The sequence below is a fragment of the Myxococcus virescens genome (genome assembly GCF_900101905.1).
Lineage (GTDB): Bacteria > Myxococcota > Myxococcia > Myxococcales > Myxococcaceae > Myxococcus > Myxococcus virescens.
The window spans coordinates 118,379-135,743 of the sequence record NZ_FNAJ01000011.1; the positions used below are offsets into that span (position 1 = coordinate 118,379).

The window sequence follows — 17,365 nt, forward strand, 5'->3', positions numbered from 1 at the left end:
TCGCCGATATGAACGACCAGACTTTCATGAAGTTGATGCAGGTGTTGCCCAAGTCCGCGCTCTCCACCGTGGTGGGGATGGCCACGCGACTGCCCGTGCCCGCACCGGTGCATCAGGCCGCCATGCGCGCCTTCGCCAAGGCCTACAACGTGGACATGGAGGAGGCCGAGCACTCCTTCGAGCACTACCCGACCTTCGCCCAGTTCTTCACCCGGGGCCTGAAGCCCGGCCTGCGTCCGGTGGACGCGGGGGAGAAGGTGGTGGTGTCCCCGGTGGATGGCCGCGTGTCCCAGGTGGGCTATTCGGACTACGGGCGCTGCCTGCAGGCCAAGGGCATCGAGTACACGGTGGACGAGCTGCTGGGGGATTCCGAGGCCGCCAAGCCCTTCCACGGCGGTGCCTGGACGACCATCTACCTGTCGCCGCGCGACTACCACCGCATCCACGCGCCGCTGGGCGGCACCATCACCGGGTACGCGTACATCCCCGGTGAGTTCTGGCCGGTGAACCCCGCGTCGGTGAAGAACAAGCAGTCCCTGTTCTGCGTCAACGAGCGGCTGGTGACGTACCTGGACACCGTGGCGGGCAAGTGCGCGGTGGTGAAGGTGGGCGCCACCTGCGTGTCGCGCATCAAGGCGGCCTACGACGAGGTGACGACGCACACCGGGCAGCCCGGCAAGGTGCACCGCTACGGCGCGGCCATGCCGGTGGAGAAGGGTGGGGAGCTGGGCCGCTTCGAGATGGGCTCCACCGTCATCCTCCTGTTCGAGCCCAAGCGCGTCACCTGGGACGACAGCCTCCAGGAGGAAGCGGTGGTTCGGCTGGGCAAGCGAATCGGAGTCATCACGTGAGTCAGAAGGTCGCGGGCGTCAAGGGCATGAACGATCTCCTCCCTGGGGAGATCGAAATCTGGCAGCACGTGGAGGCGCAGGCCCGCGAGCTGTTCGGCCGCTTCGGCTACGGTGAGATCCGCACGCCCATGGTGGAGGACACCGCGCTGTTCGTGCGCAGCGTGGGCGAGGAGACCGACATCGTCGGGAAGGAGATGTACACCTTCAACGACAAGGCGGACCGCAGCCTGTCCCTGCGCCCGGAAGGCACCGCGCCCGCGGCGCGCGCGTACATCGAGCACTCCATCGCCAATCAGGAGCCGCTCACGCGCTGGTTCTACGCGGGGCCCATGTTCCGCTACGAGCGGATGAAGACGGGCCGCTACCGCCAGTTCTATCAAATCGGCGCGGAGGCCTACGGCGCGAAGGAAGGCGCCCAGGACGTCGAGATGATGGACATGGTGGTGCAGTTCCTGGAGCGGCTGGGGCTCAAGGACATCACCCTGAACATCAACTCGCTGGGGGACGAGGCCTGCCGGCCCACGTACCACGGGAAGTTGGTGGAGTACCTCCAGGCCCACCGCGAGGAGCTCTGCGGGGACTGCCAGAAGCGCATGGAGAAGAACCCCCTGCGCGTCCTGGACTGCAAGAACGAGAAGTGCCAGGCCATCGCCGCGGCCGGCCCCAACGTGCTGGAGTCCCTGTGCGAGCCCTGTCGCGCGCACTTCGACGACGTGCAGCGGAAGCTGACGGCGCTGGGCATCCGGCACGTCGTGAATCCGCGCATGGTGCGGGGGTTGGACTACTACACGCGCACCGTCTTCGAGTTCATCGCCTCTCACCCCGCGCTGGGCACCGCCAGCACCGTGGGCGCCGGTGGCCGCTACGACAAGCTGGTGAAGAGCCTGGGCGGGCCGGACGCGCCCGCGGTGGGCTTCGCCTGTGGCCTGGACCGGCTGGTGCTGCTGCTCAAGGAGAGCGGCCAGCAGTTCACCGTGCGGCCGGACGTCTTCGTCGCGGTGGCGGACGCGGGCTCGCACGATGCCGCCCTGGTGCTGGCCAGCCGCCTGCGCCGCGAGGGACTGCGCGTGGAGTTCGATACCCGCGGAGGCAGCCTCAAGAGCCAGATGAAGCGCGCGGACAAGAGCAGCGCGGAATTCACCCTGGTGCTGGGCGAGGCCGAGCGCACGAGCGGTCAGGCGAAGCTGAAGCCCATGGCCGGAGGCGAGCCCATCCCCGTCGCGCTCGACGAGGTCGCCAAGGTGGTGCGGGAGCGTCAGGCTGTTCCGGCATAGCGTTCTGTGGGGTTGAGAGCGGCATTCCTGGCGAATCTTGCCAGGTTTGAGAAACTGAGGTAGGCGCGTAACCCCTGATAAACGTTGGGCTATTGGGCCGGTGGGAACTCGCGGACGCAGGTCGGGTCGGCTAGACTGACCTGCGATGCCACGCGACACTTCCACTCCCGTTGTGCCTCCGGCCCTGAGCTGGGTCCCCGTCCACGGGGACAGCATGTGGCCGTCGCTGCGCTCGGGCGACCATGCCGGCGTGGAGCCGCTGGAGGGGGCTCCGCGACCGGGTGACGTCCTGCTGGCGCGCTTCGACCATGCCCTGGTGCTGCACCGGCTGCGGCGGTGGGAGGCCGGGGCGGTGGCGCTGCGAGGCGACAACTCACCCCAGGACGATGCACCGCTGGAGCCGTCACGGGTGCTGGGGCGGGTGCGGCGCGTCCGCCGGGGCGGTGTCGTCCTGGAGGCGGGGTGGGACCGGGGGCCCCGGTGGCTGGGGCGGCTGCGGGTGGCCGTGAAGTGGCGCCTGGCTGCGTTGCTGGGCCGGGGAGGTGCGCGATGAGCACGGACTTCGCGGCGGACCATGCGCCGCGCTGGCGCGAGGGCGTCTCCGGCCAGCGCTTCGGCTCGGACTTCATCGTCCTGGATGCCGAGGGCAACACCCTGCGTGGGCTCAACGGAACGGCCATTGAAATCTGGGAGCTGTGCGACGGGACGCGCACGGCGCGGGCCCTGGTGGAGCAGGTGGCTCAGCGTCACGGATGGGACGTGGAGCAGGTGCTGACCGACACGCTCAAGTTCTTCTCGGAGCTGACCCGGCTGGGGCTCATCGACGAGCTCGAGGAGGCGCGGTGATGCGGACGCGTTTGGCGCTCCTGGCGGGTGCGGTGATGCTGGCCTCGTGCACGGAAGGCGTGGCGCCCTATGCCCCGGTTCATGCGCCCCCGGCGCAGGGGCCGGTGGCGCCGACGGACGTGTTGCCCCCGCGCGAGGGTTCGGAGGCCCGGCCGCCGCCCGCGCCGGTGGAGGAGCCGGAAGTGCCTCCGCCGCCCGTGGTTCCGCGGGGCTCGGCCACCGTGGTTGACCTGGGAGAGGGGCGCCGCGGCTTGCTGTCCGTGGCGCAGGTGGACGTGGACCTGACGGTGAGCGGCGTGCGTGGCCGGCACACGGTGTCAGTGGAGTTCGTGCCGCCTTCCGGGCTGCCGTATGAGCGGCGGTCGGCGGAAGTGGATTCACGCGTGGACGAGTCGCGCACGGTGCGCTTCTCCCTGCCCGTGGCAGGCACCGCCGTGGCGACGTCCGGCATGAGCGGGACGTGGCAGGCCCGGTTCTTCCTCGATGGGGCGCCGCTGACGGCGGCTTCCTTCACCCTGGATCCGTGAGGGCTCCTTTCATCATGCGTCCATTCTCCGCCTCCCTCGTCGCCGCCGCCGCGCTCCTGGCGCCTTCGCTGGGGTGGGCGCAGGCGATGACCCCGACCGCCGTCTTGACCACGCAGCCGCAGGGTGGGGACACCCGCGCGCGGGTGGTGATGGACGAGGCCTCCGAGCTGACGGTCGATGTCCGCAACAACACCTCCAGTGGATCGCCGCTCTTCCGGCGCATCAACGAGGTGTGGTTCGCGCTGCCCAGCGGCTACATCCCGCTCGCGTCCATCCCGCCCCCGGGATGGACGGTGGACTACATCGCCAATGAGCGGTGGGTCATCTTCTACAATCAGGACTCCTGCAACGGCAGCGGCGACTACGGTCTGGGCCAGAACGAGTCGGCCCGGTTCGTCCTTCGCGTGGTTCCGCCGACGTCGAACAACGATCAGAACAATGAGCGCTTCGTCGCGGGTCAGACGTTCGCCCGGGACACGTGCGCGGGGGGCGACTTCACCACGTCGGTGACGACCTCGGCTGCGAGCTGGAGTCGCTCCGGCCTGTACACCACGGTGGACGTGCGTCCTCGGGTGATGGGGGTTGGCGGCGACATCGACGCGCGGATGGTGGTGGAGAACCGGACGGGGACGAACCACAACAACACCACGGTTGAGGGACCCTCCACGGGCGCGGGCGCCGTCACCTTCCAGGTGGTGGACACCGAGCCGACGCCGTTCCGCATGAACATCGCCAGCCGGAACGCGGGCGTCTATTCCGCGCGAGTGCGGACGGGCTCGGCCGGAACGCTGGTGGCGCGGGTGCGGGGCGTCAGCGGGAACGGCAACACCGTGTCGCCCGCGATGGACGCGCGGATGGTCAACGTGGGGGCGCTCCCGGTGGCCATGGACGTGGACACCGACGACGCGTTCAACAACGAGACTGTGCGCGTGCGGCTCACGGTGACCAACCCGTCCTCGACGGACACGTTCCTGAACGTGACGCCGCGCGCGCCCGTGTTCCAGGGAACGGCGGCCGCGTCGCTCGTGTCGGGGCCTGGGACCGCGAGCGTTCCCCGGCTGGACCCGGGCGCCTCCGCGCACTTCGTCTGGACGTACCAGCTCACGGGAGCCCCGTTCGCGAACTACCGGTTCCGGGGGCAGGTGGATGCCACGCGCAACGGCGCCTCCGTGACGTCGAACCTGGTGGACTCGAACCAGGGGCGCATCGTGCAGCACCGCGTGCGGACGAACATCAGCGCGGTGGCCGCCAACTCCACGAACCGGTCCGTCATCTACACCATCCAGAACCGGGGCCCCATGCCGCTGCATGAGGTCCGGCTGCTGCGGCCCGCGCTCAACTACTTCACCGTCGGCGGCGTGCTGCAGACGCCCTCCGGGTGGCGCATGGCGTCCAACAGCGCCACCACGGGCATCACCTGGGAGTCGACGGACGCCACGGGCATCCCGGTCAACGGCGAGCGCTCCTTCACGGTGGTGTATTCCAACTTCGGGGCGGGCGCGTCTCTGTCCGGGCCCACCACGTTCCGTCATCGCTTCCACCTCATCGATGACTACGGCGGGCCGCAGATTCGCATCGACACCCCGATGACGCTGGTGCAGGGCACCGTTCCCGACGTCAACCGCCTCACGGGCGTGGCGCGCGATGGCAGCGTGACGCTCACCTGGGACAATCCGGCGGTGCACGGGGGCGTGCTGATTCTTCGCGCGGAGGGCGCGCCGCCGAACCTCTCTCCGACGCAGGGGCTGACCTACGCGGTGGGGGCCAATCTGGGCAACGCCCAGGTGGTGTACGCGGACGACGTGGGCGCTACCACGACGTTCACCGATACGTCCGTCACCAACGGCACCACGTACTACTACCGCGTCTTCAACTCGGATGAGCTGCGGTGGTACTCGCCGGGCAACCAGCCGACGTCGCAGGCCCTGGTGGCCACGCCTCGGGCTCGCGTGGGCGCGGCGCCGCTGTGGTGCTACTCGGTGGGCCTGAATGCCTCGCAGCAGCCCATCACCGAGCTGGGCACGGGCATCTTCAGCGCCTTCAACGACTCCGTCGTCGCCAACCTCACGCAGGTCACCAACCCGTCGGCGGATGGCGCGGAGCGGTGGCGGCCTCGCCCGCTGGCGGGCCTCATTGGCAGCCGCTTCCCGGTGGTGCCGCTGCATGGCCTGTCCGGGCAGTACATCCTCGTGGGTGACCAGGGTGGGGTGGCCAGCGCGCTCAACGCCGCCACCGGCCAGTTGTTGTGGCGCTGGGACAATGGTGGCCAGCCCATTGGCACCATCCAGTCGTTCCCCGTCACCCAGCTCTTCGACTACGCGAATGCCGCATACCGGGCCGCGCACCCCAACCGCGACCTCGTCTTCTTCGCCACGCGGCTGGCGGACGCTTCGCGCAACCGGGTGGTGGCCCTGAATGCCGCCACCGGCGCGCTGGTCTGGAGCTACCAGCCTGGGAATCTGGGCATGGTGGCGGGCGGCATGGTGGTGGACTACACCACCAACCGGCTCTTCGTGGCGACGCGCGCGCACGCGGGCTCGCCGAACACGCTTCGCGTGCTGAACACGCTGACGGGTCAGGTGCTGGCCCAGCTCCCGGTGGGCGACGTGGAGCTGAGCCTGGTTCGCAACGCGTACAGCAACCTGATTCTCGTGACGGACAGCGATGGCTTCGTGCACGGCGTGGACGCCGCCTCGGCGCAGCTCGTGTGGAGTCTGCCAGTCACCACGCGCCCGGCGCCGAACACGCCTGCCTTCACCAGCTTCGTGCGGCCCCAGGGCTCGGGCTTCGTGGCCAGTCTCGCGGCCGGCCGGGTGGCGCTGTACGACGTCTCGGGGCCCGCCCAGTCGCCGCCGGTGCTCCGGTGGAGCACGCCGATCGCGTCTCCCTCTGGCTCCTTCTCCTTCAATCGGAATGGCGTCGTGCGCCTCTACGTTGGCAGCTCCGACGGACAGGTCCACCAACTGGAGCTGCTGGATGGCTCCGACTCCGGTCAGGTCTCGATTGGGGGTGCGCAGCGCATCGGAACTCCCACCATCGACCACACGGTGAGCCGCCTCCACGTGGGCTCCGAAGATGGCCGCATCTGCGCGTTCCCCGTCCCTTTCCCTTGAATGAAGAACGTCCCTTCTTCCTCGCTCGCACTCCTCATGACTTCGGACGCCTTCCAGACGACGCCCCCTCCTGACGCCGGCCCTGTCTATGAGGCGCCGGCCATTCTCTGGGAGCAGCCCTTCGTGGCACTGGCGCAGATTTCCCAGTGCAACATCCCCGGTGAGTCGGAGTGCATTCCCTGAGCCTTCCGCCGGAAGGCCCCTCGGCGGACGCGGCCCTCTGTCTGCGAATCGCCGGTTGGACGGGAGTTGTGGAAGTCGGCGATGCGGGCCTGCGAGACTCGCTCCGGCGCATGTTCTCCCGGTTCGTGGTGTCCCCAAGGCGACAGGGCAGTGAGGTGGCTCGGCTCGTGGCCGTGGCCCCCGCCCAGGCGCGTCCTGCTCCCGTCATTCGCGAGCTGCCACGGGTCCTCCGCGCGGAGGACGGCGCGCTGCGCCTGGCCGGCGAGGACTACGACGCGGCGCTTTCCGCTGACGGCCTCCAGGCCCACGTGGAGGGGCAGGGGCGGTTTCCCGTGGAGACGGTGCTGAAGGTGATGCTTGCCCGGGCGCTGGCCCGGCGTGGCGGGCTGCTGGTGCATGGCGTGGCGGTAGCGCACCAGGGCCGGGCCGCGCTCTTCACGGGGCACTCGGGGGCGGGGAAGAGCACGCTGGGGGCCTTGTGGGCGCAGGCGGGCGGGCAGGTGTTGTCCGATGAGTTGGTGGCTGTGTGGCCGGAGCCCGGCCAGGGCTGGCGGGCGGCGGGGACTCCGTGGAACGTGGGGCAATCCGCCGAGGCGGCGCTGAGCGCGGTGGGGACGCTGGCGTGGGACAGCGTGTCGCGGTGGGAGTTGCAGGCCGCTGGCGATGTCGGACGGATGCTGCTCGTCAATGCCCTGCTGCCCGAGGCGACGCCCGAGGGGCGAGGTGGGCTGCTTGGCGCGGCGGGACGGTTGCTGTCGGAGGTTTCGCCCGTGCGGTTGGTGTTCGCGCGTGATGCGTCCGCGGTGGCGGTGATTCAGGGAGCGTTGGCGAATGGGTGAGGGTGGAGCGCAGCGGCCACTGTTGACGGTGATTGCAGGGCCGACGGCGTCGGGGAAGACGGCGCTGGCGATTGCGCTGGCTCAGCGTGCTGGAGGCGAGATTGTCAGCGCGGACTCGCAGCAGGTGTACCGGCACTTCGATATCGGCACGGCGAAGCCCTCCTCGGAGGAGCTGGCCGCGGTGCCTCATCACCTGGTGTCCGCCGTGGACCCGATGGAGGCGTTCTCCGCTGTCGAGTACCAGCGCCGTGCGGACGCCGTCATCGCGGAGATTGCCGCACGCGGCCGGCCTGTCTTCGTCGTGGGCGGCACCGGGCTGTATTTGCGCGTGTTGCTTCACGGTGTGCTCGAGGCGCCCGGGGCCTTGCCGGAGTTGAGGGCGGAGCTGGAGGCGCTGGCGGCCGGTGAGGGGCGCGAGGCGGTGCATCGGAGGCTGGCGGAGGTGGACCCGGAGACGGCGGCGAAGCTTCCTCCGCAGGACCTGGTCCGCGTCATCCGGGCGCTGGAGATTCATGCGCAGACGGGCGTGCCCGCTTCGGCGTTCCGGAAGGCCCATGCCTTCGCGCCGGACCGTTATCCCTTCCAACTGTACGTTCTGGCGCCACCGCGCGACGTGCTGTACGGGCTCATCAACACGCGCACCCGGATGTTGTTCGAGCGCGGACTCGTCGAGGAGACCCGCGAGCTGCTGGCGCGGGGCTACGCCGATGCGGCGCCCATGCGCAGCGTGGGCTATGTGCAGGCGCGCGCCGTCGTTGAGGGGCGGATGACGCGCGAAGAGGCCATTCACGACACCGCGCAGGAGACGCGCCGCTACGCCAAGCGGCAGTTGACGTGGTTCCGGAAGGAGCCCGGTGCTGTCTTCCTGGCGCCCCCGTACGAGGCGGCGCTTCCGCTCGGCGGCTGTAGCTCACCCTGACGGCCCAGAGGCCGGGGCGGGCGGGGGACGGAGCGGCGTCAGCGAGCGTTGTCGGCCCCAACGCGGGGGCCCATGTTCGGCGATGGATGTGCCGGGTTCCTTTGCCGCCTGCCGACAGGCGGCTGACACGCGAGGCGGCTCGGCCTCCGAAGTGCACTCGCTTCGGGAGCAGTCACCATGGCCTTCACCGATGAACGCAAACCGGAAATCCTGACCCCTGACACGAGGACGAGGGGGAACTCGGCGGCCTGGGGTGGCCCCTTCATCATGGGGATTCTGATGACGCTGCTGGGGATTGTCGCGCTGGGGGCCGCCTTCTTCACCAGCCTGGTGTCGGCCATCCTCTTCGGCGCGATGCTGGCCGCGGCAGGCGTCATGGAAGTCATCTCCGCCTTCCGGACGCGCAAGGAGGGTGGGCCGTTCTGGCTGTACCTGCTCAGCGGCATCCTCTCCGTCGTCGTGGGTCTGTTCGTCCTCGTCTACCCGGCGGCGGGACTGGGCGCCATGACCCTGCTGCTGGCGGGCTACTTCTTCGCCAGCGGGCTCTTTCACGCCGTCACGTCGGTGATGGACCGCTATCCCCGGTGGGGCTGGGACTTCCTCTACGGCGCCGTGTCCATCTTCCTGGGCATCATCGTGATGCGGCAGTGGCCCATCTCCGCCGTCTGGCTGGTGGGCACGCTGGTGGGAATCGGCATCTTCTTCCGGGGCGTGGCGCTGATGGCGGGCGCCCTCACCGTGCGCAAGGTGCTCCGATCGGGCGGTCCGACGACGCCTGCCTCCATCTCCCACTGACGGGCAGGCGGCCAAGGGCACTGGCTCCCGTCCAGGGCGGACACATCCCACGTGTCCCCCTGGATTGGCGCTTGCCATGCCCCGCGCAGGCGCGGCAGCGTATGCGCCCTGCGACAATATGATCGACTACGACCCGCACCGTTGGTGGAGCTACTTCCATTACCTCCGCGGTTCCATGGTCCGCGAGATTGTGGCCCGGGTCCTCGTCTGTGTGTTGTGGGCCGTGGGGGTCACTGCGGTCCATCATCACACCAGGCCCTTGGACATCCCGGCCACGGTGCACACGCTGGCGGGCATCTCGCTCAGCTTGTTGCTCGTCTTCCGGACCAACGCCTCCTATGACCGCTTCTGGGAAGGCCGGAAGCTGTGGGGCGGTATCGTCAACGAGACGCGCAACCTGGCCCGTGCATCCAGCGTCTTCATGCGTCGGGACGCAGGGCTCTACGGCACGCTGCTGCGGTGGATCAGCGCTTTCCCCTATGCCGCCGCCGCGTCACTGCGGGGGGAGCGCGACCTGGGCCCCGTCGCCTCCGAGCTGCCGCGCGATGAAGCGGACGCCGTGCTGGGCAGCCAGCACGTCCCGCTCGCGGTATCGCAGAAGATGTCCGCCGTGCTCGATGAGGGCCGGCTGCGGGGCTACTACCCCGAATACGTCCAGATGCAGCTCGACCAGAACGTCCAACTGCTCATCGACTACATCGGCGGCTGCGAGCGCATCCACAAGACGCCCATCCCGTTCGCCTACATGATGCACCTGCGGCGAGCGCTGATCGTCTACTGCTACACGCTGCCGTTCGCGCTGGTGGATTCGTTCGGCTGGATAACGGTGCCGGCCACGTTCGTCGTCGCCTACGTCTTCTTCGGCATCGAGGAGATTGGCGTGGAGATCGAGGACCCGTTCGGCCACGACGACAACGACCTGCCGCTGGAGCGCATCTGCGAGACGGTCCGCGGCAACCTCAAGGCGCTCATGCCCGGGAGCGCCGAGGCCATTCACGCCCCGGTCTCCGTGGTCGCCATTCCCGGCGGTGGTCAGGACGCGTAGCGGTCCGCGGCCAGCTCGCGCGTGTCGTCCGCGGCGTGCGGCGCGGGCGCGGGCTCCATGACGGGAACTCGGCCGGTGAGGATGCGCAGCAGCCGGTCTGGGTCCACGGGCTTGGGCAGGAAGGCCTCCGCCCCCGCGTCCAGGGCCCGCTGCCGGACATGCGGCCGGTTGAGGCCACTCATCACCAGCACGCGGGTGTTTCGGGTGAGGGGATGCTGCTTCAGGCCCTCGGCCAGCCGCAGGCCGTCCACCCAATGCAGCACCACGTCCAGGAGGATGGCCGTGGGCGGCCGCCGGGCCACCGCGCAGAAGAGGGCCAGCTCGTCGGCGAAGGACACCACCGTGGCTCCGGTGCTCTCCAGCAGCGCCGTAAGCGCCTCGCGTGCGTCCGGGTCGTCATCCACGACGTAGTAGAGGTCCGGCTCCAACTCCGGCACCACCGAGGGCACCGGCTCCACCGTGGTGCGCAGCCAGGATCCCACCAGTTCCTTGAGCCCTTCCCAGCGCGCGGCTCCCAGGAGCGCGATGGGCGCGGGGCCGCTCAGGCCCAGCACTCCGCCGCCGAAGGTGCCACCCAGCGTCCGTCGCCCCTTCGCCCTGACGAAGGCCTCCGGCGCTCGAGGCCCCGCTCGGCGAAGCCAGGTCATCGTCCGGGCTCCCGCGGCGGCGTCCTCCAGCATCTCGCCCAGGCCTTCGCGCACGTAGCGGCGCTCCAGGAGGCTGGTGTCCAGCCCGCCGTCGAGCAGCGCCACCGCCGCGCGGCTGCACGAAGCCAGTGTCTCTGACAGTCCCACCTGGAGCGGGTGGCCGAAGGCCGCGGGCCCTACCGCGAGCTGCCCCGGCGCCACCAGCGTCCGGCCCGGTCCGTAGGGCAGGCGGGTGGTCTCCAGGGCCGCCAGCTCGAAGCCTTCCTCCACCAGTCCGTCACGCGCGGCCATCATCAGCACCTGGCACAGGTCCGCGGGCGTCACCGCCGGCCCGAAGGCCAGCGCGTACACCGAGTTGGCGCCAGGCAGCAGGAACAGGCCATCGACCGTTGGCAGGGGCGCAATCCACAGCCGGCCCACCGGAGCCAGCTCCAGCCGAGGCGAAGCGTGGCGCAGGCGGGCCTGCACCGCGGGGATGGTGGGGGCAGGGCGGAAGCCCTTGAAGAAGGCGTCACCCATCAGCGGCCCGGCGCCCGAGGCCAGCGCCACCGCATGGAAGCGATCGCCACTGCCCTGGGCGCGCACCACCAGCGAGCCCGCGCCGCGCACGGAGGCGGGCGCATCCGGCGCGGGGGCCTGCCGCTCCACGCGCTCGACGTTGCGGGGAAGGAAGCGGGCGCCCTGGGCGCTGGCCGCGGTGGCGAGCACATCCCGCACCTGCTCCAGGCCGCCCAGCCCCTGGGGCCAGCCGTCCACCACCCAGAGGCCACCGGGCGTGGAGGACAGCAGCTCGCGCCGGCCCTCGGCGATGATTTCAACGCCGCGCAGCTCATGGGTACGCCATTCGGAGGGGATGCGGCAGCCCAGCGCGGCTAGGCGTGAGCGGCATTCCGGCGTCAGCACCGCCGGCGGGGCGGTGCGCTCCTGTGTTCCTCCGGAGTAGACGCGGACGTCCAGCGCCAGCCCGCGAGCCCTCCCGTTGAAAAGGAGTGAGGCGGCAAGCCCCGCTCCGGCAATGCCGCCTCCCACCACCGCCACCCTCGAACCTGTCGCCAGTCTGTTCCCCAGCATCATCCGCGCCCTCGCTGCTGCCCCGCCGTTGCCTGCCTCACCTCGCCCCGTTCAGTGCCGCTGCGCCGGAGGCGAATTCGCGGGCCGGCCGAACACGACGACCCGATCCCGCCCCTCGCGCTTTGCCTCGTAGAGGGCCGCGTCCGCCGCCTTCATCAGCGACTCGGTGTCCTCGCGGGGCCCTTCGAAGGTATGGTCGGCGATGCCCACGCTCACGCTCAGTCCGAAGGGGGCAGGGCGGCCGTCGCTCTTCTGGACGCCGACGGCGCGCAGCCCGGTGCGGATGCGCTCGGCGAAGACGGCTGCTTCCAACGCCGTCTGGTGCGGCAGCAGCGCGACGAACTCGTCTCCACCGAAGCGGGCCGCGAAGTCCGACTCACGCAGCTCGTGCTTCAACTGGGTGGCCAGCGCGAGAATCGCCCGGTTGCCCACGTCATGGCCCATGCCGTCGTTGATGGCCTTGAGGTGGTCCAGGTCGATGATGACGACGCTCAGCGGGTACTGGTAGCGCTGGGCCCGGCGGAACTCTTCTTCCATCCGGATGCTCAGCGCCCGGAAGTTGGCCAGTCCCGTGAGGCCGTCCGTCTGCGCCAGGATCTGCAGCCGGCGCTGCTGCTCGCTCTGGCGCAGCGCCCGGTCGATTCGGGCCAGCAGCTCCCGCGCGCTGGCCGGCTTGTGGATGAAGTCCACGGCGCCCATCTCCAGGCAGCGCTCCAGCGTGGCCTCGTCCGCGTCGCCCGTCAGGAAGATGACGGGCACGGCTTCCGTGCGCGACTCGCGCTGGAGCATCTCGAGCACCGCGAGCCCGTCTCCGCTGGGAAGGAACCTGTCCAGGAGGATGAGGTCCGGGCGGTGCTCCCGCGCCAGCTCCAGCCCCTCATCCGAATCCGGAGCGGCGAGCACATCGAAGCGTACGGCGAGCAGGTCTACGAGGCTCTCGCGGACCTGTGCGTCATCTTCGATGATGAGCAGAAGGGACCGCTCGGAGGTCCGGCCGCGCCGTTCCATGCACCACTCCGCTTCACTCGGCTGCTGCGAAATGGCAGGCCGAAAGTCTCGGGTGCCACGCCCTGCCGTGTGCTCCCAACGCCCCTGCGCCCCACGCGCACCCGCCGCCGCCCGGTCCTGCAAGCACACCCCAACGCCCACAACCTTCACCCGAGACCTCCGGCTGCCAAGCCTGTCAGGCTCCGCGAGACGAGGCCTTTCCCCGTCATCCGTGAGCACGGTGCGGGAGCAAGCACCATGCCCTGCGGTGGGGGAGGGCAGTCAGAGTGTTTCCGGGCGGTTGCGCACCCTCTGCGTCGCCCTGTTGTACAGGGTCGGAAGACGTTGCAGCGCGCTGAGGGGCAAACCGGTAGATATTCCCGTGCGCGGGCGGACGCTCGATGGCCGCGCGACGGGGCGCTAGCGTCGGGTGCTGAACTGCATGCGGCGGCCGCCCATGGGGGGCATGACCGGCGGCGGAGCCTCGAGCCCGAACTGCCACCACGTGGGCTCGTACGGCTTCATCTTCAGGCGCTTGTCGTTCTGGAGCTGGGCGAGGCTGCCCTTGAGCTTCTCGTCCTTGGGGTTCTGCTCGACGCCCCGGGCGAGCACGCGCAGCGCGCCGTCCTTGTCCTTGTTCTGCATCAGGCACCAGGCATAGGCCGCCCAGACAATGGACTCCTTCTTGCCGCTCTTCGTGGCGGACTCGAACGCCTTCTTCATGGCGTCGAAGTCCTTGCGCTGGAAGTACAGGGCGCCTTCCATGGCCTTGGCCATGTAGTTGCGGCCGCTGCCCTTGGCGAAGGCGGCCTTGGCGCCCTCATGGTCCTTCACCATGTACTTCAGCATGCCAATCTGGGAGTGAAGCTCCGGACCGACCAGGAACTGCCACTTGTCGTAGACGAGCCCCTGTTCCAGCGTCTTCACCGCCCGGTCCACCCGCGACTGGGCGTCCTTCTGGCTGGTGGGCTGGGACTGGAGGTCCTTCTGGACCACCGTCATCAGCGACTGGACGCGGCTGGCCACCCGGCGAGCGAGCACGATGTAGGTGCCGACGAGGGCCAGGATTCCGGGGACGAGCCCCGCCCAGATGGAGAAGCCGGCCACCTTCACCAGGAGCGCGACGGCGATTCCCACACCGAGGGAGATGAGAAGGTTGTACATGGGGGGCCCCTCTTAGCGATGTGCGTGGAGCACCGCAATCTTCGGATGCACTTGGTTTCAAGTCGCGGTATACGTCTGCTCGTCGCGACAGCAGGGGGCCCTCTGTCGAAATTGGTAGACGAGGCGGACTCAAAATCCGCTGCGGCTGACCCCGCGTCCCGGTTCGAGTCCGGGGAGGGCCATCATCCGAAGGGCAGGACCGGCGAGGTGGTCTTCCGCTGGAAGCGCCCGGTCCTGGTAAAGGACAGGCTCCAGCAGGTAGGGGCGGCGGAGGTCCCCCGTTAATGAGGGTGTTGCTGGTCGAGGATGACGCGAGCCTGCGGGAAGGCATGGGCGAGCTCATCTCGGAGCTCGCGCAGGTCCACGCGGTCAGCACCGGGGAGGAAGCGGTCGCGGCCATCGAGGCCGAGCGCTTCGTCCTGGTCATCAGTGATCTGCGCATCTCCGGAGGCGAGCTGGGCGGCCGGACGGTCGTCGAGGCTGCCCGGAAGCGTCATCAGGCGGTGGCCATTGTCAGCGCCGCGACGCCGGACGAGGTGATCCAGGCCGTCCAGCCCCAGGTGGCGGACGCCATGCTCCTCAAGCCGTTTCAGATCGACGACATCTACGCCCTGGTGGAGCGCTTCATCGCGCTGCGTCAGGACGTGGAGCAGTTGGCCACCCAGGGGCCGCGGCCAGCCGCGAGCGCCTGGTCGCCGCGGGGCGCCCACGTTCAGATCGCGCGGGAGGACGCGCTGAGGGCAATGTGGGTGTCCGTAACGGCCGGCGGCGACTTCGGCTGGACGTTCCACCCGACCCCTTCGGGCGTGGGGGTTCAGGTGGTCGAAGGTGTACTTGAAGTGGATGACGTGTCGTACTCGGCGCCCGGGTATTTCTTCCTGGGGGCCGGGCAGGCGCCTCGGATGCGCAGCCCGGAAGGCTGTCTGGTCGTGGCCGTGGGACTGAAAGGGCAGGGCTGAGGCACGTGGATTCCGTCTGGCCGGCAACGCCCGTAGACCCGGAGCGCCTGGGTCGTCCTTCCCGTCGTGGCGCGACGGCGGCACTCGAAGCGCACATCGCGGTGCTTCGCGGCGAGCCTTTGAAGGCCGCGCTCGCCAACGCCTTGCGAGAGGCCAATGGCCTGGGCGGCCAGGAGCGGCGCTTCGCCGCCATGGCCGTGCGCGAGCTGTCCCGGCACCAGCGCTTGCTGGATCTGGCGGCCCGGTTGCTGGGCCACACCATGGGCAAGGTGGGGCTGACGGAGGACCAGGCGCTGGTGCGCTACGCCCTCTGGCGCCGCATCTTCTGTGGTGAGGGCTGGGCCCGCATCGGTCCCGAGGTCCGGCTGCCGGGGCCCGTGCGTCCGCGCACCATCAAGGACGACCTGCTCCAGCGCGTGGTGGAACAGCCGCTGCCGGAGGCGCCGCTCCCGGAGTCCCAGACGGAGCGGCTGGCCATTCGCTACTCGTTCCCCAACTGGTTGGTGCAGCGCCTGGCCCAGGTGTACCCGGAGGATGTGCTGGAAGGGCTGCTGGCGTCGCTCGATGAGGAGCCGTCGCTGCACTTCCGCGCGCGGCCCCCGGGGACCCGGGACGCGGTGCTGGCGGCGCTGAAGGAAGAGGGCGTCAACGCCGAGCCCGTGGCGGCGGCGCCGGATGCTGTGCGGGTGACGGACTCCAGCCACCGCGTCTTCGAGACTCGGATGATGAAGTCCGGCCGGCTCCAGGTGCAGGACGTGGGCAGCCAGCTCATCTCCGAGCTGTGCCGTCCCCGGGAGGGCTCGCTGGAGGGCTTCACCGTGGCGGACGTGTGCGCCGGCGCGGGCGGCAAGACGCTGGCGTTGGCGGACTTCGTCGGGCCCCGGGGCAAGGTGCTGGCCGGGGACCGCTCGCGGCGTCGGCTGGCCGAGGCGCGTGAGCGCGTGCGCCACTTCTCGCTTCGGCAGGTCGCTTTTCCGCATCCGCTTCCGCTGTCCGACGCGGACGTCCTTCTGATCGATGCGCCGTGCAGCGGCACGGGCTCCCTGGCGCGCGAGCCGGATCAGAAGTGGAAGCTCACCGCTCAGGAAATCGCCAAGTACCAGGCCACGCAGTCAGAGTTGCTGGATGAGGTGTCACGCCAGGCGAAGCCGGGGGCACTCATCGTCTATGCGACCTGCTCGGTGATGCCGGAGGAGGACGAGGCGGTGGTGGAGGCCTTCCTCGCGAAGCATCCGGACTTCACGCTGGAGCCGGTCGAGGACGTACTCGGCGCGGAACGGGCGGCGCTCGCCGCGCAGGGGCCCTATCTGAAGGCGTTGCCTCCCAAGGTTCCCGGGGGAGGATTCTTCGCGGCCCGGCTGCGGAGGACAGGGGCGGGGCCGGGTTGACAGGCTCCGAGAGCGCACGCTACGCAATCGTTGATTTCTCAAGGAGTGTGACTGACTTGGCGGCCGACTCGAAGCAGTCCGAGGTGGTGAAGCAGATCAACGAGGCCTTCCAGGCGGCGCAGGACCGGTTGGCCCAGCTTCGCGAGGCCGTGGAGCGCAACACGGACCTGGCCCGGGCGAATGCTCGCACCACCGTGTTGAAGGATCAGAAGGAGAAGGCGCTCAAGGAACTGGGCGAAGCCGTCTGGCGTCAGGTCCAGAAGGGGCGGCTGGACCTTCCGGCGGGTTTCGGCGTCGCGCTCAAGGCGGTGGAAGCAGCAGAGCAGGCGGTCGAAGCCCACGCCCGTGAGCTCACCGACCTCCTTCGGGAAGGGGAAGAAGTGGCGCAGCGGTTGAACGAACAAAAAAACGCACCGCGGCCTCAAAGAGTTCTGGTGCCTGGAGCGAAGAAACGGTAGAAGGCACCCACTTCGCCGGTCGGGCCGCTCCCCAAAGCGGCTCAGCAGCAAAAGACGGGGCTATAGCTCAGCTGGGAGAGCGCTTGAATGGCATTCAAGAGGTCATCGGTTCGATCCCGATTAGCTCCACTCTGAAATGAAGAGGCCCGCCAGGGAAACCTGGCGGGCCTTTTGTTTTGAAGCGGTAGGTGACACCCGCAGCAAAAGACGACGGGGCTATAGCTCAGCTGGGAGAGCGCTTGAATGGCATTCAAGAGGTCATCGGTTCGATCCCGATTAGCTCCACTCTGAAATGAAGA

Annotated in this window: 17 protein-coding genes and 3 tRNA genes; 17 read left to right on the forward strand and 3 right to left on the reverse strand. The window is 69.3% G+C overall.

The features are described 5' to 3' along the window. Positions 1-8: 8 nt before the first annotated feature. The 11 genes from asd (at position 9) to BLU09_RS27175 (ending at position 10,392) form a co-directional block, all read left to right on the forward strand. Positions 9-851 carry an archaetidylserine decarboxylase gene (gene asd, locus BLU09_RS27130; RefSeq protein ID WP_090492541.1) on the forward strand — a complete coding sequence of 281 codons (843 nt, stop codon included), beginning with the start codon at positions 9-11 and terminating at the stop codon, positions 849-851. Next, positions 848-2,125 (forward strand): histidine--tRNA ligase, encoded by a 1,278-nt coding sequence (gene hisS, locus BLU09_RS27135; protein ID WP_090492543.1) that lies wholly within the window; start codon positions 848-850, stop codon positions 2,123-2,125. The genes asd and hisS overlap by 4 nt, the downstream gene beginning before the upstream one ends. A 145-nt stretch (positions 2,126-2,270) precedes the next feature. After that, the gene (locus BLU09_RS27140) at positions 2,271-2,678 is read left to right on the forward strand and encodes a S24 family peptidase (protein ID WP_090492545.1); all 408 of its coding nucleotides are present in this window, start codon (positions 2,271-2,273) and stop codon (positions 2,676-2,678) included. Further along, the gene (locus BLU09_RS27145) at positions 2,675-2,971 is read left to right on the forward strand and encodes a PqqD family protein (RefSeq protein ID WP_011553743.1); all 297 of its coding nucleotides are present in this window, start codon (positions 2,675-2,677) and stop codon (positions 2,969-2,971) included. Before BLU09_RS27140 ends, BLU09_RS27145 begins: the two co-directional genes overlap by 4 nt. Continuing rightward, on the forward strand, positions 2,971-3,498 hold the full coding sequence (locus tag BLU09_RS27150; RefSeq protein ID WP_186817822.1) for a hypothetical protein: 528 nt from the start codon (positions 2,971-2,973) through the stop codon (positions 3,496-3,498). Before BLU09_RS27145 ends, BLU09_RS27150 begins: the two co-directional genes overlap by 1 nt. 14 nt (positions 3,499-3,512) lie before the next feature. Next, positions 3,513-6,611, forward strand: coding sequence for an outer membrane protein assembly factor BamB family protein (locus BLU09_RS27155; RefSeq protein WP_090492549.1), 3,099 nt, complete (start codon positions 3,513-3,515; stop codon positions 6,609-6,611). 36 nt (positions 6,612-6,647) lie between these two features. Next, positions 6,648-6,794: a hypothetical protein gene (locus BLU09_RS38915; RefSeq protein ID WP_167371169.1), complete on the forward strand. Its 147-nt coding sequence runs from the start codon at positions 6,648-6,650 to the stop codon at positions 6,792-6,794. Next, positions 6,782-7,633 (forward strand): hypothetical protein, encoded by an 852-nt coding sequence (locus tag BLU09_RS27160; protein ID WP_090492551.1) that lies wholly within the window; start codon positions 6,782-6,784, stop codon positions 7,631-7,633. The genes BLU09_RS38915 and BLU09_RS27160 overlap by 13 nt, the downstream gene beginning before the upstream one ends. Beyond that, entirely contained in the window at positions 7,626-8,552 is a 927-nt protein-coding gene (miaA, locus tag BLU09_RS27165; protein WP_090492553.1) for a tRNA (adenosine(37)-N6)-dimethylallyltransferase MiaA, read from the forward strand. The genes BLU09_RS27160 and miaA overlap by 8 nt, the downstream gene beginning before the upstream one ends. Before the next feature lie 177 nt (positions 8,553-8,729). Continuing rightward, entirely contained in the window at positions 8,730-9,347 is a 618-nt protein-coding gene (locus BLU09_RS27170) for an HdeD family acid-resistance protein (protein ID WP_090492555.1), read from the forward strand. A gap of 76 nt (positions 9,348-9,423) precedes the next feature. After that, entirely contained in the window at positions 9,424-10,392 is a 969-nt protein-coding gene (locus tag BLU09_RS27175; protein ID WP_279627372.1) for a bestrophin family protein, read from the forward strand. Here the strand turns inward: BLU09_RS27175 and BLU09_RS27180 are convergent. The 3 genes from BLU09_RS27180 to BLU09_RS27190 all read right to left on the reverse strand — a co-directional run bounded on the left by BLU09_RS27180 (position 10,380) and on the right by BLU09_RS27190 (position 14,261). Beyond that, positions 10,380-12,113 carry a response regulator gene (locus BLU09_RS27180; protein WP_090492560.1) on the reverse strand — a complete coding sequence of 578 codons (1,734 nt, stop codon included), beginning with the start codon at positions 12,111-12,113 and terminating at the stop codon, positions 10,380-10,382. The genes BLU09_RS27175 and BLU09_RS27180 overlap by 13 nt on opposite strands. Positions 12,114-12,161: 48 nt before the next feature. Continuing rightward, positions 12,162-13,118 carry a diguanylate cyclase gene (locus BLU09_RS27185; protein ID WP_090492562.1) on the reverse strand — a complete coding sequence of 319 codons (957 nt, stop codon included), beginning with the start codon at positions 13,116-13,118 and terminating at the stop codon, positions 12,162-12,164. 399 nt (positions 13,119-13,517) lie between these two features. Continuing rightward, the gene (locus tag BLU09_RS27190; RefSeq protein WP_090492564.1) at positions 13,518-14,261 is read right to left on the reverse strand and encodes a tetratricopeptide repeat protein; all 744 of its coding nucleotides are present in this window, start codon (positions 14,259-14,261) and stop codon (positions 13,518-13,520) included. 96 nt (positions 14,262-14,357) lie between these two features. Here BLU09_RS27190 and BLU09_RS27195 point away from each other — a divergent pair. The 6 genes from BLU09_RS27195 to BLU09_RS27220 all read left to right on the forward strand — a co-directional run bounded on the left by BLU09_RS27195 (position 14,358) and on the right by BLU09_RS27220 (position 17,351). Then, positions 14,358-14,443 (forward strand) — tRNA-Leu (locus tag BLU09_RS27195). A gap of 102 nt (positions 14,444-14,545) precedes the next feature. After that, on the forward strand, positions 14,546-15,220 hold the full coding sequence (locus tag BLU09_RS27200; protein ID WP_090492566.1) for a response regulator: 675 nt from the start codon (positions 14,546-14,548) through the stop codon (positions 15,218-15,220). Between the two features lie 101 nt (positions 15,221-15,321). Beyond that, the gene (locus BLU09_RS27205) at positions 15,322-16,608 is read left to right on the forward strand and encodes an RsmB/NOP family class I SAM-dependent RNA methyltransferase (protein WP_090492569.1); all 1,287 of its coding nucleotides are present in this window, start codon (positions 15,322-15,324) and stop codon (positions 16,606-16,608) included. A 56-nt stretch (positions 16,609-16,664) separates the two neighbouring features. Further along, entirely contained in the window at positions 16,665-17,066 is a 402-nt protein-coding gene (locus tag BLU09_RS27210) for a hypothetical protein (RefSeq protein WP_026114128.1), read from the forward strand. A 56-nt stretch (positions 17,067-17,122) separates the two neighbouring features. Further along, positions 17,123-17,195: transfer RNA gene (locus BLU09_RS27215), tRNA-Ala, on the forward strand. 83 nt (positions 17,196-17,278) lie between these two features. Beyond that, positions 17,279-17,351 (forward strand) — tRNA-Ala (locus BLU09_RS27220). The last annotated feature ends 14 nt before the right edge of the window (positions 17,352-17,365 follow it).